20 protein-coding genes are annotated in these 22,413 nt (G+C 71.0%); 8 read left to right on the top strand and 12 right to left on the bottom strand.

Annotated features, from left to right (window positions below; genetic code table 11):
• Positions 1-262: 262 nt before the first annotated feature.
• The gene (locus tag QFZ82_RS34755) at positions 263-1,270 is read left to right on the top strand and encodes an NADP-dependent oxidoreductase (RefSeq protein WP_307716906.1); all 1,008 of its coding nucleotides are present in this window, start codon (positions 263-265) and stop codon (positions 1,268-1,270) included.
• Positions 1,271-1,295: 25 nt separating this feature from the next.
• Positions 1,296-2,348, top strand: a complete 1,053-nt coding sequence (locus tag QFZ82_RS34750) for an alcohol dehydrogenase catalytic domain-containing protein (RefSeq protein ID WP_307716905.1) — start codon at positions 1,296-1,298, stop codon at positions 2,346-2,348.
• 117 nt (positions 2,349-2,465) lie between these two features.
• Here QFZ82_RS34750 and QFZ82_RS34745 read toward each other — a convergent pair whose 3' ends face one another.
• Positions 2,466-3,578, bottom strand: coding sequence for a catalase family protein (locus QFZ82_RS34745; RefSeq protein ID WP_307716904.1), 1,113 nt, complete (start codon positions 3,576-3,578; stop codon positions 2,466-2,468).
• A 470-nt stretch (positions 3,579-4,048) separates the two neighbouring features.
• On the opposite strand from QFZ82_RS34745, the gene QFZ82_RS34740 reads away from it, so the two are divergent.
• Genes QFZ82_RS34740 through QFZ82_RS34730 form a run of 3 tightly spaced genes read left to right on the top strand, consistent with a single transcriptional unit; the run spans position 4,049 to position 8,337 of the window.
• On the top strand, positions 4,049-5,311 hold the full coding sequence (locus tag QFZ82_RS34740; RefSeq protein ID WP_307716903.1) for a CSLREA domain-containing protein: 1,263 nt from the start codon (positions 4,049-4,051) through the stop codon (positions 5,309-5,311).
• A complete protein-coding gene (locus tag QFZ82_RS34735) occupies positions 5,312-6,973 on the top strand; it encodes a carboxylesterase/lipase family protein (RefSeq protein WP_307716902.1) in 1,662 nt (553 codons plus the stop codon).
• The gene (locus QFZ82_RS34730; RefSeq protein WP_307716901.1) at positions 6,970-8,337 is read left to right on the top strand and encodes a phenylacetate--CoA ligase family protein; all 1,368 of its coding nucleotides are present in this window, start codon (positions 6,970-6,972) and stop codon (positions 8,335-8,337) included. Before QFZ82_RS34735 ends, QFZ82_RS34730 begins: the two co-directional genes overlap by 4 nt.
• Here the strand turns inward: QFZ82_RS34730 and QFZ82_RS34725 are convergent.
• Entirely contained in the window at positions 8,321-8,794 is a 474-nt protein-coding gene (locus tag QFZ82_RS34725) for a TetR/AcrR family transcriptional regulator (RefSeq protein ID WP_307716900.1), read from the bottom strand. The two genes, QFZ82_RS34730 and QFZ82_RS34725, sit on opposite strands and share 17 nt — an antisense overlap.
• A 421-nt stretch (positions 8,795-9,215) precedes the next feature.
• Here QFZ82_RS34725 and QFZ82_RS34720 point away from each other — a divergent pair, with 421 nt between their 5' ends.
• Entirely contained in the window at positions 9,216-10,625 is a 1,410-nt protein-coding gene (locus QFZ82_RS34720; protein WP_307716899.1) for a S9 family peptidase, read from the top strand.
• A gap of 30 nt (positions 10,626-10,655) precedes the next feature.
• Here the strand turns inward: QFZ82_RS34720 and QFZ82_RS34715 are convergent, their stop codons facing one another.
• The 6 genes from QFZ82_RS34715 to QFZ82_RS34690 form a co-directional block, all read right to left on the bottom strand.
• Positions 10,656-11,450, bottom strand: a complete 795-nt coding sequence (locus QFZ82_RS34715) for a serine hydrolase (RefSeq protein ID WP_307717931.1) — start codon at positions 11,448-11,450, stop codon at positions 10,656-10,658.
• A gap of 332 nt (positions 11,451-11,782) precedes the next feature.
• Positions 11,783-13,060: an ABC transporter substrate-binding protein gene (locus QFZ82_RS34710; RefSeq protein WP_307716898.1), complete on the bottom strand. Its 1,278-nt coding sequence runs from the start codon at positions 13,058-13,060 to the stop codon at positions 11,783-11,785.
• A 5-nt stretch (positions 13,061-13,065) separates the two neighbouring features.
• Positions 13,066-14,169, bottom strand: a complete 1,104-nt coding sequence (locus QFZ82_RS34705; protein WP_307716897.1) for a branched-chain amino acid ABC transporter permease — start codon at positions 14,167-14,169, stop codon at positions 13,066-13,068.
• On the bottom strand, positions 14,166-15,056 hold the full coding sequence (locus tag QFZ82_RS34700; RefSeq protein WP_307716896.1) for a branched-chain amino acid ABC transporter permease: 891 nt from the start codon (positions 15,054-15,056) through the stop codon (positions 14,166-14,168). The genes QFZ82_RS34705 and QFZ82_RS34700 overlap by 4 nt, the downstream gene beginning before the upstream one ends.
• Positions 15,053-15,859 carry an ABC transporter ATP-binding protein gene (locus QFZ82_RS34695; RefSeq protein WP_307716895.1) on the bottom strand — a complete coding sequence of 269 codons (807 nt, stop codon included), beginning with the start codon at positions 15,857-15,859 and terminating at the stop codon, positions 15,053-15,055. The genes QFZ82_RS34700 and QFZ82_RS34695 overlap by 4 nt, the downstream gene beginning before the upstream one ends.
• Positions 15,856-16,614 carry an ABC transporter ATP-binding protein gene (locus tag QFZ82_RS34690; RefSeq protein WP_307716894.1) on the bottom strand — a complete coding sequence of 253 codons (759 nt, stop codon included), beginning with the start codon at positions 16,612-16,614 and terminating at the stop codon, positions 15,856-15,858. The genes QFZ82_RS34695 and QFZ82_RS34690 overlap by 4 nt, the downstream gene beginning before the upstream one ends.
• A gap of 188 nt (positions 16,615-16,802) precedes the next feature.
• On the opposite strand from QFZ82_RS34690, the gene QFZ82_RS34685 reads away from it, so the two are divergent.
• Together QFZ82_RS34685 and QFZ82_RS34680 are read left to right on the top strand one after the other, a co-directional pair.
• Positions 16,803-18,098 (top strand): CdaR family transcriptional regulator, encoded by a 1,296-nt coding sequence (locus QFZ82_RS34685; RefSeq protein ID WP_307716893.1) that lies wholly within the window; start codon positions 16,803-16,805, stop codon positions 18,096-18,098.
• Complete coding sequence (locus QFZ82_RS34680; protein WP_307716892.1) at positions 18,095-18,760, top strand: TetR/AcrR family transcriptional regulator; 666 nt, start codon at positions 18,095-18,097, stop codon at positions 18,758-18,760. The genes QFZ82_RS34685 and QFZ82_RS34680 overlap by 4 nt, the downstream gene beginning before the upstream one ends.
• A gap of 53 nt (positions 18,761-18,813) precedes the next feature.
• Here the strand turns inward: QFZ82_RS34680 and QFZ82_RS34675 are convergent, their stop codons facing one another.
• The 4 genes from QFZ82_RS34675 to QFZ82_RS34660 all read right to left on the bottom strand — a co-directional run bounded on the left by QFZ82_RS34675 (position 18,814) and on the right by QFZ82_RS34660 (position 22,380).
• A complete protein-coding gene (locus tag QFZ82_RS34675; RefSeq protein WP_307716891.1) occupies positions 18,814-19,926 on the bottom strand; it encodes a PP2C family protein-serine/threonine phosphatase in 1,113 nt (370 codons plus the stop codon).
• Positions 19,927-20,229: 303 nt separating this feature from the next.
• Entirely contained in the window at positions 20,230-20,934 is a 705-nt protein-coding gene (locus QFZ82_RS34670; protein WP_307716890.1) for a GNAT family N-acetyltransferase, read from the bottom strand.
• Between the two features lie 526 nt (positions 20,935-21,460).
• Positions 21,461-22,111 carry a hypothetical protein gene (locus tag QFZ82_RS34665; RefSeq protein ID WP_307716889.1) on the bottom strand — a complete coding sequence of 217 codons (651 nt, stop codon included), beginning with the start codon at positions 22,109-22,111 and terminating at the stop codon, positions 21,461-21,463.
• Positions 22,108-22,380 carry a hypothetical protein gene (locus QFZ82_RS34660; protein ID WP_307716888.1) on the bottom strand — a complete coding sequence of 91 codons (273 nt, stop codon included), beginning with the start codon at positions 22,378-22,380 and terminating at the stop codon, positions 22,108-22,110. The genes QFZ82_RS34665 and QFZ82_RS34660 overlap by 4 nt, the downstream gene beginning before the upstream one ends.
• Positions 22,381-22,413 lie beyond the last annotated feature (33 nt).

Below are 22,413 nucleotides of genomic sequence, written 5' to 3'. Positions count from 1 at the left end.
GCCGGGGCCTTCTCCTTGCCCACTGACTTTTCGCGGCCCTCCCCACGGGGCCGGAAGCCGTGGCCGGACACATCCCCACATCGCGTGTGACCTTGCGTCGTACGTCGCACTGGCCCCTCTTGCCTCCGACGGGACGGCACCCGTACGCTCACCCCCATACCGACTAGCCGGTATGCCGTGCGGGCGCGTCGGTACGCGACGACACCGGTCCGCCGCCCGTACCGGCCGCCGATCCCACGCGACCGTCGAAGGAGCCGCGCAGATGAGCAGAATCAACCACCAGGTGCGTCTGGCTGCACGCCCCGTGGGAGAGCCGCGGTCCACCGACTGGGAGCACGTCGAGGAGCCGGCCGGGGAGCCGGGCGACGGGGAGTTCCTGGTGAAGGTGCTCTGTCTGTCGATCGACCCGGCGATGCGCGGCTGGATGAACGCGGGCAGGTCCTACATCCGCCCGGTGGAGATCGGCGAGGTGATGCGCGCCGGCGCGGTGGGAAGGGTGATCGCCTCCCGGCACTCCGGGTTCGCGGTCGGCGACCACGTGTCGGGCTCGTTCGGCGTGCAGGAGTACTGCCTGTCGGACGGGCGCGGCGTGACCAAGGTCGACCCGGCGGCCGCCCCCTTGCCGACGTATCTCGGCGCTCTCGGCATGTCGGGCCTGACGGCCTACTTCGGCCTGATCGACATCGGACGTCCCGAGCCCGGCCAGACCGTCGTCGTCTCCGGAGCGGCGGGAGCGGTCGGCAGCGTCGTCGGGCAGATCGCCAAGATCCTGGGCTGCCGGGTCATCGGCATCGCCGGCGGCGAGGCCAAGTGCCGGCTGGTGGTCGACGAGTTCGGGTTCGACGCCGCGATCGACTACCAGAAGGAGGACGTGCGCAAGGCGCTGCGCGAGCACGCCCCCGACGGCGTCGACGTGTACTTCGACAACGTCGGCGGTGACGTTCTGGACGCCGTGCTGCTGCGACTGGCGCACGGTGCCCGCATCGTCGTCTGCGGCGCGATCTCCCAGTACAACAGCACCGAGCCGAAGGGCCCCGCCAACTACCTGTCGCTGCTGGTGAACCGCGCCTCCATGACGGGCATGGTGGTGTTCGACTACGCCGACCGGTACTCCGAGGGCGTCGCACAACTGGCCACATGGCGGGCGGAGGGCCGGCTCACGTCTCTGGAGGACGTGGTGTCCGGAGGAGTGGCGGCGTTCCCCGAAACCCTCATGCGCCTCTTCCGTGGTGAGAACCACGGCAAGCTCGTGCTGAAGATCGCGGACTGACCGGGCAGGGGGAGGGAGAGATCCAGTGAAAGCCCTGAGCTACCACGGCCGTCACGACATCCGTTACGGGGATGTCCCGGACCCGGCCGTCACCAGCCCGACCGACGCGGTCGTCCAGGTCACCACGGCGGGCATCTGCGGCAGCGACCTGCACATCTACGGTGGCAACGGGTTCAGCCCGGAGCTGGGCTACACACCGGGACACGAGTGCGTCGGCGTGGTCGTGGACACCGGCGGCCAGGTCACCCGCTTCAAGCCCGGCGACCGGGTTCTGGTGCCCGCATCGGTCGGCTGTGCCCTGTGCCGGTCCTGCGCGGCCGGGTTCACCGCCCGGTGCGAACGCGCCAAGTCCAGTACCGACCTCTGCTACGGAGTCAGCCCGCAGCTTCCGGGCAGCCAGGCCCAGGCCCTCGCGGTGCCGTACGCCGATGTCAATCTGGTCCGGCTGCCCGAGGGCATCTCCGACGAGGCCGCCGTCGTCCTGACCGACAACGCCCCCACGGCCTGGTACGGCTGCCGCCGTGCCCGCATCCAGCCCGGTGAGACCGTCCTGGTCGTCGGCCTCGGTCCGGTCGGCCTCATGGCCGCCCAGTCCGCCTTCGCGATGGGCGCCGCGCGGGTCCTGGGCGCGGACCTGGTCCCGGAGCGCCGCTCCTTCGCCGCCACCCTGGGTGTCGAGCCGGTCGAGGGCGAGGACACGCGGACGGCCGTACGGGAGATGACCGCCGGACGCGGGCCGGACGCCGTGGTGGAGGCCGTGGGCTCGGACGCCACCATCGAGCTCGCCCTGAAGGCGGTCCGGCAGGCCGGCCGGGTCAGCGTCATCGGAGTCAGCCAGAGCAAGGCGTTCCCCTTCCACATGGGACTGGCACAGGTCAAGGAACTCGAGTTCGCCATCGGACTCTGCTCGGTGCACTACGAGCTCCCTCCCCTGCTCGCCCTCACCCGTGCCGGCCGGATCAAGCCGGAGGTCGTGGTCTCCCACCGCTTCCCCCTCTCCGAAGGCCCGGCGGCGTACGAACTGTTCGCCGGCCGCTCCGACGGCGTCCGCAAGATACTTCTCGACCCCACGCGCTGACCTTCATCGGCCCGCCTCGTCCGATCATCAGCACCTGGCCCACTTCAGACCCCGGATCGAGCCGGTCCGGGGTCTGCTGTTCGGCCTGCACTGTGCCGGCGCATCCCGTCCGTGCGCTCAGCCGAGCAGTTCCGCGCTGCCGGCCGGTTCGCGCCGCTGTTGCCCATTGATGCGGTGCCGCTCGATGGACGAGCGCCGGTACACCTCCTGCCGCACCCGCTGGATCTCCCCGATGGGCCGGTGCTCCTCGCGGGATCGCCACGGGGTGATCGATGTGGCGTCGGCGGCCGCGAGGTTGTCGTCCCCGCCGACGTCCTGGCGCGGAAGGTCCACACGGGCGACGGTCACCCAGGGGGACAGCTCTTCGGGCCACTTCACTGAGGTGTTGTCCACCGGCATGCGGACCGGATCGGTGTTGAGCTGCACCTGGAGCTCGAAGGAGTGGTCCCTCTCCACGGCCTCGGCCACCAGGGTGCGGCGGAACGCCTCGTGGTCCGCGCGCACGTCCACGATCTGGTGCGTGAGCAAGGCCAGGGACTCGGCCGTCGGCACGGTACGGATCTTGGCGATGTGGTCGCCGTACCGGAAGGCGCCCATGCTGTTGTAGGTGTACGACAGCAGGTTCCTGCGCGGGACGGTGGTGAACGACAGCATGGCGAACAGTTCGTCCCACAGCCAGCTTTCGGGATCGGTGAGCGTGCCCCGGCGGGTCAGGAACTCCGCCATCCAGCTCTTGCGGCGGGCGGGATTCACCAGGGCCTCGGGCAGCTCGGCGAACAACTCCTCGATGACCATGTAGTCGTAGGCGGTGTTCGCGAAGAAGACCTCGTTGTTGATCAGGTTGAGGTCGAAGGTACCGCTGTCCGGCTCGTCGTCCAGCAGCGAGGGGCCGGGGACGCCGAACATCTTGATGCCCATCCCGCACGCCGCGCCCAACTGGTGATCGGGGCGCTGGTGGCCGAGGCCGTTGGAGTAGCGGACGACGGCCTCGTACACGGTGGGCCTGGCGAAGATGCCCTGGCCGTAGAAGCCCGGGTTGTCACCGACCGTGACGGTCGCCTTGAGGAGGCCGTAGGTCTTTCCGTGGGCGGTGCGGACGGCGCGGCCGACGGCCTCGCGCTCGACCGAGGCGCGGGTGCGCTGCGCCACCTGGGCGACCACTGCATCCAACTCATCCTGATAGGTGGGACGTTCGGCGGGTTGGTAGTCCTCGTAGCGGACGGGGTCCATGACGGTGCCTCCATGTCGGTGGTGGTGTTCACCTCAGACGCTAGTGGGCAATTAAATTGTGCACAACATAACTTGCTGTGATGAATCGCACGCCAGACCGACCCGAGGACAACGCGCGTCGCCGGGCATCGCCTCGGTCCGGCTGCAACCGGCCGCCGTCGCCAACACCCGGCGTTCTCACGTTGCTTCGGCTGCCTGCGGCAGCGCCCTGGCCACCCACGGAGCCGCTCCGCTTCGGTCAATTCTCTGTGGCTGTGTGGACACGACCCGCTCTGAATGGAACGCTCGCTACAGACGCCGACCTGTTCTCCCGCTCAGCCGGTTCGTCTTCTGCTCATCGGTCCGCGTCGCCGCTCGAGCGCAGCCCCGTCACGCTCTCCGCACGAGCCGTGCATCCCGCACCAGCACGAAGTCCTCGCAGCAACCGAGTCCTCGTACGCCCAGATTGCTCGCCGAGAGGAGTTCACCGCATGAGGGTCCGAGTCACCCTTGCGGCACTCGCCGTCATCCCCCTGGCCATCGCGGAGTCCCTCGCCGCCCCCACCGCCGCGGCTCGGGCCGCCGGCCCCACGGAGTTCACCGTGGACACCACCGCTGACGCGGTGGACGCCGACCCGTCGGACGGCCGGTGCCGTACCGCGTCGGGCGCGTGCAGCCTGCGCGCCGCCGTGATGGCCGCCAACGCCCGGCCGGGCAGCACCGTCACGGTGCCTCCCGGCCACTACCGGCTGACAATCCCGCCGGACCCGAGGCTGATCCTCGGGTCCCATCCCGATCCCACCACAGGCGACCTGAACGTCGACGCACCCACCACCATTCGAGGCGCCGGCGCACGGAGCACCGTCATCGACGCCAACCGCCTGGACCGGGTCTTCCGCCTGCGGGCGGACACCCACATGTCCGATGTGACGATCACCGGCGGAAGGGCCAGGCAGCGCGAACTGCCCTTCACCGACACCGGTGGCGGCGGCATCGCCAACGAACGGCACCTGACACTGCGTCGGGTCGCCGTGACCGGGAACTCCGCCGGCTACGGCGGCGGCGTCTTCAACATCCCGGACTCCCACCTGGATCTCGTGGACAGCACGGTCAGCCGGAACGCCGCGGGAGAGGCCGGGGGCATCAGATTCGACGACAGCGGCACCGTGACGAACTCGACGGTCGCCGACAACCGGGCGACGGACCCCGGCGACCGCCCCGGCAGCCTCGGCGGGTACGGAGGAGGCATCGACATCCGCGGCCTGGGGACCGTGCGGATCCTCAACTCGACCATCACGCGGAACAGTTCCAGCGACGGCGGGGGCGGAATCAACATCGCTCCGGCCTACCTGGACAGCCTGCCCGCGCCCATCCCCGACATCGTCGATCTGCCGCTGGGGCGTATGACCCTGCGCAACTCCGTCGTCGCGGGCAACACCGTCGACGGCGCGGCCGGCGACTGCGAGAAGGCCTTCGCCACCATCACGTCGCTGGGCCACAACATCGACGGCGACGGCAGCTGCCGGCTCACCGCCGTGGGTGATCTGCCCAGCCGGGACCCGCTGTTGGGACCGGTCGCCGACCACGGCGGTTCCACGGACACGGCCGCACTGCTGCCGGGCAGCCCCGCCCTGGACGCGGCCGACGGCTGCCCGGCCACCGATCAGCGCGGCGTCACCCGCCCGCAGGGCGCCGCCTGCGACATCGGCGCCTACGAGCACGCCACGACCCCCCGAACGAACCTGGAGCGATGAATGAGAGCCCCGAGCCTGCGCCACGCCCTGGCCCGCGCCACAGCCGCCGTCGCGGCCCTGCTCCTGTCACTGACCGTTCCTGCGCCCGCCGCCCGCGCCGATTCCGGCCCCGGCTCCCTGGCCGTACGCACCGACCGGGGCTGGGTGCGGGGCGCGGCCGACCGCGACGGCGGGCGGGTCTTCCAGGGGATCCCCTTCGCCGCCCCGCCGACCGGTGAGCTGCGCTGGCGTCCGCCGCAACCCGCAGCACGGTGGTCCGGCGTACGGGACGCCACCGAACCGGCCGACCCCTGCCCCCAGTTACCGCTGACGCTGCTCCCCGACGGCGGCCCTGTCCTGCCCGGCGAGTCCAACCGCACCGGCAGCACCACAGAGGACTGCCTGTACCTCAATGTGTGGACGCCCGCCCGCACCGGCGGCCGCCCCCTCCCGGTGCTGGTGTGGCTGCACGGCGGAGGCAACGTCTACGGCGCGGGCAGCGACTACGACGGCGCCGCGCTGGCCGCACGGGGCGTGGTCGTGGTGACCGTCAACTACCGCCTCGGAGCCCTGGGGTTCCTCGCCCACCCCGCCCTGTCCGCCGAAAGCGCGGACCATGCCTCCGGCGACTACGGCCTCATGGACCAGCAGGCCGCGCTGCGCTGGGTGCGGCGCAACATCGGTGCCTTCGGCGGCGACCGGAACCGGGTGACGCTCGGCGGCCAGTCCGCCGGATCGGCGGACACCTGCCTCCACATCGCCTCGCCGACCGCGAAGGGGCTGTTCCACCGGGCGATCCAGCAGAGCGGAAGCTGCGCCGCGGACGGTGGTCTGACGCCCCTCACGCTCGACGCGGCCGAGCGGAAGGGAAGCGACTTCGCGGCCTCGGTCGGCTGCACCTACCCGACGACCGCGGCGGCCTGTCTGCGCGCCGTGCCCACCACCGAGCTCATCCGCGCCACCGGGACCGGGGCCTCGTCCTTGTGGGGCCCGAACACCGGACCACGCGTCCTCCCGCGCCCTCCGCACGAGGCGTGGGCCGAGGGACGAGTGAACGCTGTCCCGACGCTGAGCGGCAACACCCATGACGAGTACCGCTACTTCACCGCTCTGTACGTGGATCTGCTCGGCGGCGGCCCGCTGACCCCCGCCTCGTACGCCGCCCTGATCAGGCTTCAGCACGGAGACCGCGCGGCCGCGGTCCTCGACACGTACCCCGCCCCGGCGTATCCGTCCCCCAACCTGGCCTACTCCGCCGTCGGCACCGACCAGCGGTTCGCCTGCCCGGCACGGGCCGACAGCCGGCTGTACAGCACCCGGGCGGCCGTCTACGCCTACGAGTTCCACGACCCGCAGGCACCGCCGTTCATCCCGGCACCACACACGCCACAGGGTGCCTTCCACGCCTCCGAACTGGCCTATCTCTTCCCCACGGACGCTCTACCGCCCCTGAACCCCGCCCAGCGCCGGCTGTCCGCCACCATGACCGCCTACTGGGCCCGCTTCACGGCCACCGGCGATCCCAACGCGCCCGGGACTCCGCGCTGGCCGCGCTACACGGCCGACGGGGACCGCGTCCAGGTGCTGGCGCCGGACCGGGTCGGACCCACCACCGGGTTCGCCGCCGACCACCACTGCGCGTTCTGGCAGTCCTCCCCCGTTCACCGAGGAGCGGTGCGATGACATCGACCTTCGCCCTGGCCCGGGACGGGCGCCGGACGCTGAGGCAGGGCCCGGACGCCCTGGCGCACCGGCAGCGGGAGCGGCTGGCCGCGATGGTCGGCTTCGCCCGCGCCCGCTCGCCGTACTACCGCGAGCTGTACCGGACCCTGCCCGAACGCGTCGAGGACCCCGCCCTGCTGCCGGTGACGCACAAGCAGACCCTGATGGCACGCTTCGACGACTGGGTCACCGATCCCGAGGTGACCATCGACCGCGTACGGGCCTTCGTCGCGGATCCCGGACGGGCCGGCGAACGCTTCCTGGGCCGGTACCTGGCCACCACCACATCCGGAACCACCGGCCACCGCGGCCTGTTCCTGCTCGACGACCGCGCGGCGGCGGTGGTCAGGGCCCTGTCACTGCGGGCCGCCCTGCGTACCCTCACCCCCTCGGTGACGGCCCGGTTGCTCGCCCGCCGTGTGCGGTCGGCGCACATCGTTGCCACCAGCGGCCATCTGGCCGCGTACGCCGTCATCGCCCGCTCCCGCGCGGCCGGCCGGCTGCCCGCCCGGGGCAGCCTGGTGCTGTCGGCGCACAGCCCGCTGCCGGAGCTGGTGGACCGGCTCAACCGGTACCGCCCGGTGCTCCTGGCCGGCTACGCCACGGTGATCGCGCTGCTCGCCGGCGAGCAGCTGGCCGGCCGGCTGCGCATCGCCCCGGCCGTGGTGTCACTGCTCGCCGAGGGCGTCAGTGACCACGACCACCGCAGGATCCGCTCTGCCTTCGGGGCGCACCTGGTCAACACCTACGGCTGCAACGAGAGTCTCGCCCTGGCCTACGGCTGCCCGTTCGGATGGCTGCACGTCCACAGCGACTGGCTGATCCTGGAGCCCGTCGACGCCGACCACCGCCCCACCCCGCCGGGCCGGGAGTCCTGCACCGTGCTCCTGACCAGCTTGTGCCGATGGGCGCAGCCGATCCTGCGCTACGACCTCGGCGACAGCGTCCTGCTGCGCCCGGATGCCTGCCCGTGCGGAGACCCGCTCCCCGCGATCAAGGTCCGCGGCCGCGCGGCCGACCTGCTGTCCTTCCCGCGCCGGGACGGCGGCACCGTCCGTATCGTGCCCATGGCCTTCGAGACCCTCCTGGAGAGCATCCCGGGCATCGACCTGTTCCAGATCGTCCAGACGGCGCCCGCCTGTGTCCGCGTGCGGATCCGGTCCGCCGCCGGAGCCGATCGGGAGCGGCTGTGGGCGGCGGTGCGAAAGGAGATGGTTGCCCTGCTCACCGCCCACGGGGCGGGCCAGGTGAGCGTCGAACGCGCCCATGAGCCGCCCGAGCAGTCTCCGGGCGGCAAGTACCGGGTCGTCATTCCCCGGCCGTGACGCCACGCGACGGGGCGTCCCCGCCCGGGACGCCCCGCACCGGAACGCCGTGGTGGGCCGCCAGCGCCAGCAACGCCACGCGCAGCGGTCCGGTCTCCAGGAGGGTGTCCGGCTCGAACCAACGGGCCACGGCGGTTCCGCTCGCCATCCTCAGCGTGAAACGCGCCAACTCGTCCGCCACCTCGGGGCGGTCACGCAAGGAGAAGACGGAGCCCACCGAATCCCGGGCCCAGCCCACCAGCGCGTCACGGTACTGACGCACCTCGGCCACGGCCGCCGCACTGGCGTCCTGCCGCACCGTGCCCAGCCCCAACAGCAGCTTCACACCGTGCGGATGACGCCGGAACGCGTCCTCGACCTCCACGAGAAAGGTGTCCAGACGCTGCGCCACGTCGGCACCCGGCACCTCGGCCGGGGGCAGGGCCGCCAGCAGCGCGGTCCTGGCTCGCTCCAGCACCGCGACGTAGATCCCGTCCTTGCTGCCGAAGTGCCAGTAGATCGAGCTGACCGGCAGACCGCAGCGGCGGAGATCATCGAGATGGAGGTGGCGGCGTAGCCGCAGCGCGCCATCAGTTCGCCGGCGGAGTCCAGTATCGCGTCACGGGACCGCGCGCCACGGTCCTGGGCCGATGCCTCCGTCATAGGGCCGACTCTAGAGGAAACACAGGCCGACAGGGCCTCTGCTCGAGGCATGGGCAGCGACGGGACGGGCACCTTCCTCGCGGCGAGGGCCTCCACGGCGGCGGTCATGCCGGATCGCCTCACGTGCTCGTGAACGGCCCTCATCAGAGCCGTCCGGGCCGGCAGGGCGGCTGTTCGGGGGATTCGCCGGTGTGGTCAACGGGATGCGAGGGGCACCGCTCCTACGGTCGGCTGATATGACGCATCTACCGAAGGGCGCCGCCGACCCCACCCGGCGGACGGCACTGACTGGGCTCGTCGTCGGCGCCGGGGCGGTGCTGGCGGCCGGCTGTACGCCCCTGGGCAATACCTCCGCGCAAGGGACCACCCCGAGCCCCACAAGGTCGGCCACCGGCTCCGCGGACGGTGCCACGCCCGGGGTGATGACCCTCTTCAAGGACCCGGCGTTCAACTTCAACGCGCTTCTCGCCCTCGGCGGGTCCGGCCAGGGTTCCGCTGAAGTGGGCGAGGTGCTCACCGCGGTGAACGCGATCAACAAGGCCGGGCTCTCCGCGCAGACGTATGTGGAGACCTTCCGCAAGCTGGCCGACCGGCTGTCGAAGGCGCCCGAGGGCGACAAGCCCGGCACCGAGACCACGCGCTTCCGTGCGCTGCGCGCATCGCAGTACTACAGCCAGGCGCTGTTCTTCGTCCTCGGCTCCGACGACCCCGGCAACGAGGAGCAGTTGTACAAGTCCACGCGCGGCGCCTGGGACACGTTCTGCAAGCTCTCCGACCCGGCCCCGGTGACGGCGAACGTTCCGTACGGGAACACGTCGCTTCCGGTCTGGTTCTTCCGGCCGGACGACTCCGCCGAGCGACGCCCCACCGTGATCCTCACCAACGGCAGCGACGGACAGAACGTCGACATGTGGACCTACGGCGTGCCGGCCGCCCTGGAGCGCGGCTGGAACGCCCTCGTGTACGACGGACCGGGCCAGGGCCAGATGCTCTTCGTGGACCGCGTGGTCTTCACGCCGCGCTGGGAGACGGTGGTGACTCCCCTCGTCGACTGGCTGGCCGCCCGTTCCGACGTGGACACCGACCGGATCGCCCTGACCGGACTGAGCATGGGAGGCGAGCTGGCTCCCCGGGCCGCGGCCTACGAGAACAGGATCGCCGCTCTGGTGGCGATGCCCGGAGTACTGAGGCCCTGGCTGGGTTTCCCGGCGGAGATCCGGGAGATCCTCACCCCGGACAAGGAGGAGACGAACAACATCTGGAACAAGGAGGTCGTCCCCGAGCTGTCGCCGGCCGAGGCCGCGACGCTGAGGAAACGGTTCGAACCGTTCTCCGTGCCGGCGATGCTCGCCGCCCGCCAGGGGAAGATGTTCACCGACTTCCACACCCCGGCCAAGCTCGTCGAGTCGCTCGACATCACGAACGTCGTGGGGCGCATCAAGACGCCCACACTGGTCCTGGACTACGACGACGAGCAGTTCTATCCCGGGCAGCCGCGCGAGTTGTTCGACAAGCTGACGTCCCCCAAGGACTACGTGAAGCTCAGCGCCGCCACCGGCGCGCAACTGCACTGCTCTCCGATGGCCCCGCAGGAGCACTGCGAGGTCGTCTTCGACTGGCTGCAGGAGACGTTGCCGGGACGCTGAGCAGCGGACGAGGCCGGGGTCGAGGTGTCGTCAGTGCTCGGTCGCCGAGGAGACCGCCGCGCGGGCCGCGCGTTCCACCAGCGAGACGCCGTCCTTCATCGATGTGCTGCCGTCCGAGAGGACTGCGACGAGGTAGCGGTGTCCACGCGTCGTGACCTGTCCGACGCTGTTGACGTCCCACAGCCCGGTCGTGCTGCGCTGCAGCCAGCCGTTCTTCAAGGCCCATCCGGAGCCGGCCGCCGAGACGCCCCATGCCTGCTCGCCGACGACATGGGCCATCAGGGTGCGGATGTAGGTTCGGGAGGACTCATGGAGCGCCGAGGGGGTCGCGCGTGGAGCCGGGGCAGTGTCGAACACCGCGCGCAGCAGCCGTATCCGGTCGCTCGCCGTCGTCCGTGTCAGCCCCCACCTGACGCCGGGGCCACCCTTCGTCGAGGTCAGCCCCAGCTGCTTGTTCGCCGCATCCAGGCCCGGCGCCAGGCCGATGCGCCGCCACAGCGCGTTCGCCGCCGCGTTGTCGCTGCGCTCGATCATCGCCGTCGCCCAGGCGCGCTCCTGGGCGGTCAAGTCGTGTCCGGCGTTCTGCGCCTGGAGCAGCGCGACGGCAAGAATGTCGACCTTGACGATGCTCGCGGTGTCGTAGAGCGAGTCGTCGCCGTACACCACGGGCTCCCGGCCCGTGCCGTCCAGGTCGAGCACCGCGGCCGTCACCCGCTCCTTCCCCTCTGGCCGCACCAGCGCACGGAAGTGGGTCGTGGCGTCGTCGGGCCCCGTCGGCGCCGTGGCCGCCAGTGCCGGGGCGAGCGTGCCGGCCGAGAGGAGCATCGCCACGGATGCCGCGAGAACGCCGACGCGGCCTGCGGCACGCCTGGCGGGGAGCTTGCGCCTCCGTGCGCTCTGCGGATGCGACAGGGGGGACGGTCGGTGCGGCATGGTGAAGGGGCCTCGCGGTTCGTGTGGGAGGGCACGGAACTGCGAACGTAATCAGAACGCCCGTCCTGCGATGTGACCGATGTAACGAAAGAGTCTTTTTTGCCTGAATTGTGGGGAGAGCCACAGGTTCAGGCGGAGGGATCTCAGGAAGGCGCGCCGGAGCGACGTCGTCGCTGGGGGGCGGTCCTCAGTGTCGGGCATCGACTCGGACCGCCCCCGCCGGCTCAGTTCGCCGGGGAACCGAACTCCTTGCGGGTGTCCACCGGCTTGCCGAACAGCTGCCACCGCTCGCCCTCGAACCGCATCAGCTGCATCGTCTCGATCGGGAAGGCGTCGTCCGGCCCGGTGGAGAGGGTGACACCGGGCAGCAGCATGTCCACCTCGACGTCCTTCAGGTTGCGCACCGCGTCCCGCAGTCCCTCCCGCGTCGGGCACTTCATCGCGTCCAGGGCCTTGTGCATGCTGGAGGCGGCGGCCCATCCGTAAGCGTTGAACTGGTTGGCCGGGTCGGAGCCGGGCGCGTACTTGCGCAGCGCGTCCCGGTACGTCTTCATCTCCGCGTCGTCGGCCCACTGCGGGTCGGCGGGGTCCTTGAAGTAGGTCGCCGAGACCACTCCCTGGACGTTCTTGAACCCGACGGGCCCCAGCACGGTGGCGGAGGAGGAGACGTTGTTCACGATGTGCAGCGGGTTCCACTTGGTGTTCCTGGCATCGGCGGCGAGCGCCTGGCTGCCGAACTTGGGCGTGGTGATGTTCAGCAGCACATCCGCCTTGGAGCGGGCGAGCCCGGACATCTGGGCCGAGACGGAGGGGTCGGTGACCTCGTAGCTCTCCTCGGCGACCACCTTGATGCCACTGCCGGCGACGGCCTCCTTGAACCCGCCGAGCAGATCCTTGCCGAAGTCGTCGTTCTGGTAGAGGACCGCGACCTTGGCCTTCGGCTTCTCGTCCTTGAGGTACTTGGCGTACACCCGTGACTCGGCCACGTAGTTGGGCTGCCAGCCGGTGGTCCACGGGTGCTTGTCGTCCGTGCCCCAGACGGAGGCGCCGGTGGCGACGAAGGGCTGCGGCACCTTCCGCTTGTTGAGGTAGTCCCACACGGCTGCCGTGGACGGGGTGCCCAGGGTCTGGAACACGGCGAAGACCTTTTCCTGCTCGACCAGTCTGCGGGCCTCCTCGACCGCCTTGGGCGGCTGGTAACCGTCGTCGCGGACGGTGAACTCCACCGTGCGGCCGTCGATGCCACCCTGGTCGTTGACGTGCTTGAAGTAGGCGCTCACGCCCTTGCTGATCGTGCCGTACGCGGAGGCCGGTCCCGACAGCGGGTAGATGCCGCCCAGTTTGATGGTCTTGTCGGTGATGCCGGTGGTCTGCTGCCCCTGGCACGCGCCGTCGGCGGCGGCGTTCTTGTCGTCCTGCGCTCGCTGGCTGTTGCAGGCGGTGGCGAGGAGCAGGGCGGCGGACGCGGCCGCGGCCGCCCGCAGAGAGGTCGTCTTGCGCATGTGAGTCATTCCTTTTCCGTGCGGGGCGCAGCGCCCACGGGTTCGGCGTCGGCAGGTGAGGGATCCGCCGGGGTGGGGGGCGCGGAGGGTTCGGGGTCAGGGGTCCGGTCGGTGGTGGTGGTACGGGTGAGGCGGCCGGCGGCGACGCCACGGACACGTGCCGCCAGACCGGCCAGTCCCGTCGGCGCCACGAACATCACCGCGATGATCAGCAGGCCGAACACCACACCGGGCGCCGCGTCGCTGATGTCCTGGGCCACGCTCGGCACGTACATCACGAACGCCGCCCCGAGCAGCGGTCCGTACAGCGAGGCGAGCCCCCCGACCACCAGGCCGGCCAGCAGCGTGATGGACAGGACGAAGCTGAACGAGTCGGGGGAGACGAAGCCGATCACCCAGGTGTACACACACCCCGAGACACCCGCGAACATCGCGCTCCAGGCGAAGGCGAGGGTCTTGTGCAGCGACAGTCGCACGCCCATGACCTCCGCGGCGCTCTCGTTGTCCCGCACGGCGAGCAGTGCCCGGCCGACCCGGGACCGCAGCAGGTTGCGGGCGAGCAGCAGGGCCACCGCGGCGACGGCGAGGACGACGAAGTACGTCCACTGGTCCTCGGCCAGCCCGCTCCACGCGGGCGGCTGCACCTTGTCCACGGTCAGGCCCATCGAGCCGCCCGTGACCGGTTCGAGCCGCTTGAGCAGCGGCGGCAGGAACACCGCGAAGGCGAGCGTGACCAGGGCCAGGTACAACCCGCGCAGCCGCAGAGCGGGCACCCCGAAACCGAGGCCCAGCAGGAAGCATCCGGCGGCCGCGACCGGCAGCGTGGCCAGGTGGCCGGTGTCGTACCGGTCGAGCATGACCGCCGCCGTGTACGCCCCTGCCGCGAAGAACGCGCCGTGTCCGAGGGAGATCTGCCCGCCGAATCCGACCAGCAGGTTCAGTCCCGCCAGCGCCACGGCGTACAGCAGCACCATGGTCAACTGGAAGACCTGGAAGGGGGCGAAGTAGAACGGTGCGCCGACGGCGACTGCCGCTGCGAGCAGCCCGATGACCGTGGCCCGCAGGCGCCGGGCGCGTTCGGTGCCGAGTGTTGCGACGATCGTGCTCATGCGCGTTCCACCGCCGCCCGTCCGAACAGGCCCTGGGGCCGCACCAGTAGCACCGCAAGGATGATCAACAGGGGTACTCCCACCTTCAGATCGGCACCGATCACGTCCACGTACGCCCCGGCCAGCGTCTCGGCGACGCCCACGAACAGGCCGCCGACGACCGCGCCGACCGGGCTGTCGAAGCCTCCGAGGGTGGCCGCGGCGAACGCGTAGATGAGCACCCCGCCCATCATGTTGGGCTCCAGGAACAGCACCGGGGCGACGAGCACGCCCGACACCGCGCCGACCGTCGCGGCCAGCCCCCAGCCGAGCATCAGCACCCGTCCCACCCGGATGCCCGACAGCCGGGCGGAGGCGGGGTTGCAGGCGACCGCCCGCATCACCAGGCCGATGGAGGTGTGCTGGAACAGCACGTACAGGAGCCCCATCACGGCGGCGACGACCGCGATGATCCCGAGGGTCGACCAGTCCACGCGCACTCCGGCCAGGTCGATCCCGCCGCCGGGGAACGGCTGCGGGAAGTCCTTCACGGTGAACGACCAGATCAGACCGGCCATCGCGTTGACGAAGATGAACAGGCCGACCGTGACGATGACCATCGTCAGCTCGGGCGCGTTCTGCACGGGACGGATGACGATCCGCTCGACCAGCATGCCGCCGATGAAGGCCACCGTCAGGGTGACCGGCAGCGCCAGCCAGAACGACATCCCGGACGCCACGAGCTGCCACGCCACATACGTGGAGATCATGGCGAGCTCACCCTGAGCGAAGTTGACGATCCCGGTGAACCGGTGGATCAGCACCAGAGCCAGCGCCAGGCTGGCGTAGACCGCGCCGGAGCCGACCCCTTCCACCACTTGCTGGAGCAGTTCGGTCACGGCGCTCACCCGTCCTTTCCGGAGCGGACGGAGACACCGAGGTACACCTCGGCGACCTGCCCGTCCTCGCGGATCCGGTCGGCCGGTCCGGACAGCACCAGGCGGCCGGCCTCCAGTACGTGGGCCCGGTGCGCGACATCCAGCGCGAGTTGGGCGTTCTGTTCGACGACCACCACGGTGGTGCGTTCCTCCTCGTTCACGGCACGGACGATCTCGAACAGCTCACGCGTGACCAGCGGCGCGAGCCCCAGCGACGGCTCGTCCAGGAGCAGCAGCGAAGGCCGCAGCATCAATGCCCTGCCGATGGCGAGCATCTGCTGCTCGCCGCCGCTGAGACTGCCGGCGGCCTGGCGGGACCGCTGGCGCAGCTTGGGGAAGTAGCCGTAGATCCGTTCCAGGTCGGCCGCCACGGCCCCGCGCTCGGCGCGGCCCCGCCGCCACCGGCCGGTGCGCAGGTGGGCGCCGATGCGCAGGTTCTCCTCGACGGTCAGGTCGTTGAAGGTGCCCCGGCCCTCGGGCACGTGCGCCACACCGAGCCGGGCCGCCTGCTCCGGGGAGCGGCCCAGCAGCTCCGTACCGTTCAAGGTCACCGAGCCTCGGCCACGGACCATGCCGCACAGGGCGCGCAGGGTTGTCGTCTTGCCCGCGCCGTTGGGGCCGAGGATCGCGCACACCTCGCCGCGCGCGACGGAGAAGTCGAGACCCTGGAGCACGCGGGCCTGGCCGTATCCGGCGTGCAGGCCGGACACCTTCAGGAAGTCCGGCTCCGCACTCGGCCCGGCCTCGGTGCGGTCGGTGGTCGGCTCGCTCATGCCGCCACCCCCAGGTACGCCTCGATGACCGCCGGGTCGCGCTGGATCTCCTCCGGCGAGCCCTCGGCGATCTTGCGCCCGAAGTCGAGACACACCACCTTGTCGCACAGACCCATCACAAAACCCATGTGGTGTTCGACCACCACGAGCGTCAGGTCGAATGCCTGGCGCACCGCGCGGACCAGATCCCCGAATTCGTCGACCTCGCCGTGGCTGAGACCGTTGACGGGTTCGTCGAGCAGCAGCAGCCGGGGGCGTACCGCGAGCGCCCGGGCGAGTTCGACGCGCTTGAGGGTGCCGAACGGCAGCCCGGAGGCGGGGTGGTCGGCGACGTCCGCCAGGCCGAGCCTCCGTAGCAGGTCGTCCGCCTGGTCACGCAGTTCCGCCTCCTCGCGCCGGACGCGGGGCAGCCGGAGCGCCGCGGCGAGGTGTCCGGTGCGCCCCCGGCTGTGGGCGCCGATCATGACGTTCTCCCGGACCGTGAGCCGCGGGAACAGTCCCAGGTTCTGGAAGGTGCGGGCGATGCCGCGCCCGGCCACGGAGTGCGGCGGGAGGGCGAGCAGGTCCTCGTCCTCGAACCGCACTGTCCCCGCATCAGGGGTGCAGCGCCTGGTGAGGCAGTTGAACAAGGTGGTCTTACCGGCTCCGTTCGGTCCGATGAGCCCCACGGCGGTGCCCGGCTCGACGGAGAACGCGACACCGTCCAGTGCCGTGATCCCGCCGAAGCGCACGCTGATACCGTCGACCGCGAGCATGAATGACGCCCCTTCCGAGGTGCTGGGGGTTGGGCGAGCGTCACAGTAGGTGGGGGCCTTCCGGGCGCACATTGGGTGCGAGCACCCAACTTCGCAGTCGCCGACTTGTGCGCCGCGCCCAGTCGCCCCGGCATCTCGCCCGCCGAGCCTGTTGACGGGACACGAGTCGGGCAGCCACGATCGGCGCCATGTCTCGCGGACCCATCCTGGGCGCCCCCGCACTCTCCGAACCCCTCAGCCGGGAGCGGCACCGGATCCTGCACGCCGTCCAGGGCCGGCTCGAGGAGGTGGCGAAGGCCGCCGTTGCGGTGATGCGCACCGAGATCCCGTCCTACGCGCTGCAGGACGAGCGGTTCTTCGACGACGTACGGGGCCAGGTCCTCACGCACTACCGGATGCAGCTGGCGGCGCTGGCCGGCGACCAGGACATCGCCCCCGAGGACCTGGTCTTCAGCCGCGCGGCAGCTATGCGCCGGGCGCGCGCGGGGTTCGCCCTCGAGGACTGGATCAGCGCCTTCAGGGTCGGCCGGCAGGTGTTGTGGGACGCGTTGCTGGACTGCGCTGGCACGTCCGCCGAGGCACAGCAGGCCGCGCTGTCCCTCGTCACACCGCTGATGCGGTACGTCGACTACGCCAGCACCCACGCCGCCCAGGCCTATGTCGAGTACCAGCAGCACGTCGTCGCGGACGCGGACCGGGAGCGCCGGGATCTCCTGGACCAGCTCCTGGCCGGCGCGGCGCCGACGCGCGGTCCCTTGCTGGCCGCGGCGCAGGCGTACGGCATCGGGCCGCACTCGCCGATGATGGCGGTCGTGGCCGTGTGCATCGGCGACACCCGCACCGGCGACCTCACCTCGGCCGAGCACGGCTACGCCACCAGCGCGTCTCTCAGCGTCGCCGGTCCCTGGGCCGGCCGGACCCTGGTCGTCGTACGCCACGGCGAGGTGGTGGCCGTGCCCGTGGTGCGCACCGGCATGGACGCGGAGGACATCTGTGCCCACTTCGAGGCGGTGCAGCGGCGGCTCGCCCGGGAGGGGACTCTGCTCTCCATGGGCATCAGCACCGTCGCCCGGGGCGCCTGCGAACTGCCACGCGCCTACGAGGAGGCGCGGGCCGCCCTCGACCTGGTGCCGAGCGGGGGCGGGGTGGCGGCGCTGCCGCGCCTGTCCCCCTTCGACTACTTGGCGCTGCGCGCGGACGACCTCGCCCGCCAGCTGGTCGATCCCCGCGTGCGTGCGCTGCTGGAGGAGGACCGCGGACGTGGCGACATGCTGGCGGCGACCATACGGGCCTTCGCGGAGGCGGACCTGAACCTGCGGCTGGCCGCCGACCGGCTGCGGGTGCACCACAACACAGCGCACTACCGGTTGCGCCGGATCGAGGAACGCACCGGGCGCAATCCGCGCCGGATCGCCGACCTCCTGGAACTGCTGGTCGCCCTCGCCATCCGCGACGGGGCCGGAGAAGGCGGGAATGATCAGTGAGCGGCATCGTGGAGCCGACCGGGACGCAGGCGGCACGTCAGCGGCCGGACGGGCAGGCAGGCAGGCGGCTGCCGGAGGGGCACCCCGAGCGGTACGGATCGGTTCGGCACGCCCTGCTGCACGCCGCGCTGGAGGTGTTCACCGAGCGCGGCTACGCCGAAGCCGGTCTCGCCGAGATCGCGGCACGCGCCGGCATCCCGGTGGGCAGCCTCTTCCAGCACTACGGCGGAAAGCGAGGGCTCTACCTCGCCCTCTGGGAGGAGTTCCGGGAGGAGCAGGAGCGCAGGACCGCGGCGACGCTGGCCGGCGAGCGTGGCCGTGGCGTGGACGATCCCATCGCCCTCTTCGTGGCGGGAGCCAGGGCGTACCTGGAGGGTGCCTGGGGCAACCGGCGCCTCGGCTCCCTCCTCTTGGAGGACGACGGCCCCGCGGGCTTCGACGCACTGCGCCGCCAGTGGGACCGCGCGTGGGTACGGCGCAACGCCCGGCTCCTGGAGGTGGACGAGAAGCGACGCGCCGGCCGGGTTCGCGTGAGAGTGCTGACCACCGTCATCGGCGGGGCGGCACGCGAGCTGGGCGACTGCGCGGACGAGAGTGAGGCCCGGGAGATCGTGGACGAGGTGTGCGGCATCCTCGTCCACCTGACGGCTCCACCCGGCTGACCGGCCGGCCCGCCGACACCTCGGACCCGTGCGCGCACTCCCCCGAGGTGGGGCTAGGGCTCCTGGGCCGGGGTGTGCCGGCAGCGCACGGCGAGGGCCGCGATGTCGTCGTCGAGCCTTCCGCCGCCGTAGTGGAGCAGGTCTCCGTGCAGCCGGTCCAGCAGTTCACGGGGCGGCGCCGCGGTGTGCTGCCGCATCCAGTCCGGCAGCGGGAAGAACTCGCCGGTGCGGTCGCGGGTCTCCGCTACGCCGTCGGTGTAGAGCAGCATCTGATCGCCCGGGCCGAAGGCGACAGTGTCCACGTAGTAGTGGTCTCCGAGGAGCGCCGCGAGATTGAGGGGTGTTGAGGCAACGGCGGGATCAAGAACGTGGACCTCCCCGCTCCGCACGAAGACCGGTGGCGGGTGCCCGCAGTTGAGAATTCTGACGTGCCCGCTGCCGTGCGGGATCTCGGCGATCAGAGCGGTGGCGAAGTGCTCCGGTTGGTCATCAGCGGGGATCGCGGCACCGTAGCGACCGATGGTGATCTGCAGGCGATGGATGATGCCCCTCAGGTCGGGCTGGTCGTACGCGTTCTCCCTGAAGCAGTTGATCACCGCCGCGGCCGCCCCCACCGCCGACAGGCCCTTGCCGCGCACGTCGCCGATGAGCAGCCGGACTCCGTACGGCGTGTCGGCCACCTCGTAGAAGTCGCCTCCGATCCGGGCCTGCTCTTGGGCCGCCAGATACAGCGACTCGATCTCGACGTCCTGGATACGGTGCGGCAGCGGACGCAGCAGCACCTTCTGGGCCGCGTCGGCGACGAGCCGCACCTGGAAGAGCGTCTCCTCTCGCTGGAGTCGGAGATGGCTCGCATATGCGGCCGCCAAGGTGACCGCGACGATCGCGCCAGCCGTGTACGGCGTCCCCAGATCGGAGTAGACGAAGCTGAGGCCGATCATGATCATCAGGCAGAACGACCCCAGCAGGACCGTCGGGAGCACCGGCCACAACGCGGCGGCGAGGGCGGGCGCCGCGGGCAGGAGGCGGCTGAAGGCGATCTCCCTCGGGGTGGAGAACGCCAGGCCGGCGATGACAACGGTGACGATCACCGGTGACAGCAGTACGGCTTCCCGCTGGCCACCGTACGGACGATGGCGGCGCCGGAGCCGTCCTGACCTGATCACGAAACAGATCATATCGGGATGATTGGGCATTGATCCGCGACAGCGCAGAACCGATGTCCGGCGGTCGGAGCGGTTCCGGGGCCTGGCTGCTTCGCGACCCGGAGGCCGGCGGAGTCCCCGGGTGCTGCGGCGGCGGTGATCCCGGCGGCGAGGAGCGTGATGCCGGAGGCTCGGCCGCGAGGGCGGGGCGGCCGTAGCGGTCGACGAGCCGGGCAGAAGCGAGGGCACCACGGGCCCTGCGGGCGCGACTCATGGGCGCGGCGCCGCAGCGACGATCCGCCGCGGTGTGCGTGGTCGGGGCCGTCAGGGAGTGCGGAGCCCCCAAAAGGTCACGTGCTTGCGGACCTTGAAGCCGAGCCGCTCGTAGAGTGCGATCGCGCCGGTGTTCGCCTCGGCCACGTGCAGGAAGGGACGTTCGTTGCGAGCCACGATACGCGCGCCGAGCGCACTGACCAGACGGGCGGCATAACCTCGCCCGCGTGCCTCGGGAGCGGTGCAGACGGCGCTGATCTCGGTCCAGCCCGGAGGCCGCAGCCGTTCACCCGCCATCGCCACCAACGTGCCGTTGTCACGTATGCCGAGATAGGTACCAAGTTCATGGGTACGCGGCCAGAACGGGCCTGGCTGGGCCCGCGCGACGAGGTCGAGCATCTCGGGCACGCTGTCCGCGCCCAGTTCGACGACACCGGTGTCGGTCGCGGCACGAGGGTGATCGGGGCGGCCGCTGCCGGGCCAGATCATCTGGCGGCCCTCGAGGCTGAAGACCGGCTCCCAGCCCGACGGCGGAGCGGCCGGGGAGCTGAACATGTCGGCGAGTTCACCCGGACCGAGCAGCCGGGCCAGGTCGGCCCATTCCGCCGCGTCCGCGTCGGCGGACACCGCGGAGAAGGTCGCGACTCCCGGCAGGTAGGTGGCAGTCCGACCGAGTCGCCGGGCGAAATGTGCGTGGTGGCCGCTGAGTGACTGGCCCACCGGGTCGTCGAGTGCCAGGGCGTCGCGGTCAACCATCGTGCTGTACCTCTCATGTCGTGCGCGGAAGTCCGGCGCCCAGGGCCGCTCGACACCGAAGGGCGTACCCGACTCCGCAAGCGCAGCGGGCTCAAGCCGACCCGGCCATCTCTGCTGAGCCCGGTACGGGTTGCGATCATAGACATGCGCCTCGAGGGAGGAGCGACGCAGGCCGCTCGGACTGCTGCGCGGCCTCCCACTACCCCGAACTCTTGGGCACCTCGCGCGCACGATGATGTTTGCCATGGTCGAGCAGTCCGGACAGGCCCGCACCGCGCAGGCCCATGTCGACCTCTACGACAGGAACGAGGCGTAACGCCGGCCGTCGCCGAACTGACCGACTTCTTCGGCAAGCACCTGTGACCGCCGCAGCGACGCCGCTCGCAGCCGCCCCCTGCCCCACCGGACAGGGGCCCACCATGTCGGCACACAGGTGATCGACCGGACAGGTTCTGGCTGACACGCCCTCCGGGAGGTACGACCGAGGGGAATACGGCGTGCCGCCGCGCTGCGCCGGGTGGCCCGGTCAGCGGGAGCGGTTGCGGCGGCGGTATGCGTACGCGATCACCGCTGTCGCGGCAACCGAAACGAGGCTGCCGACCGTGAGCATGGCCATCCGGGTGTTCCCACCGCGCCGGTGGGCCGGCTGCGGACTGCCGATGGTGATGCGGCCGCTGGTCTCTCGTGTGACGAGTCCGCTGGCGAGGGACAGTTGTGCGGTCCACGCACCGTCCGGCAGCCGCGGGTCGAGTGTGGTCTTCGCCAGCGTCGAGCGGCCAGGGCCGAGGGTGCCTGCCCTGACGTCGAACGGGCCTGCGGACACCCCGCCCGGCCCGTCCGACAGGGTGAGTCTGCCCGTGAGGTCGAGGGCCCGCCCGCCGGTGTTCTTCACTCGGGCCGTGACCACCGGTACGCCGTTCTTGGCGCGTGCGCCGGTCAGATCTTCGATGCGGAAGTCCGAGCGCGGTTCTCCACCGGGCCCGACGGACAAATAGATGCGCACCCCGGCGCGGGCCACCTGGTGCACCTGCTGTGAGGGGTCGCGCTGGGGACTGATCTCCGCCCAGATGACACCGTAGTGTTCGCCGCCGGTCGCATCCTTCGCCACGGTGATCTCGGTCCACACGGTCGCCGTCTCATCGGGCGCCAGGACGAGTTCGCTGTGCTCGAGCCTCACCCAACGGGTGAGCTCGTTGCCCCTGCGCCCGGGGCGAAGGTGAAGCCGTCCTTGTGGACCGCGGCGGCCGCAGGGTAGAGCTGCACGCGGTGTCGCGTGTCAGACAGGTTGGTCACCGCGATCCGCCTGCGAATCTGCTCGCCTGGTTCGATGTGATCGATGACGTACCGGTGGGCACGGTTGTCGTCGCGGCGGCTGACCGGCGCGTCGACGAGCCGGATGCCGACGCTCACGTCGTCGGAGGCCCGCCGCGGCGCCTCTGCGGCCACGGGCGCCACTGATCCGACGAGCAGGGACAGCGC

The sequence above is a fragment of the Streptomyces sp. V4I23 genome (assembly GCF_030817975.1).
Lineage (GTDB): Bacteria > Actinomycetota > Actinomycetes > Streptomycetales > Streptomycetaceae > Streptomyces.
This window is presented reverse-complemented; position numbering and strand designations above follow the sequence as displayed.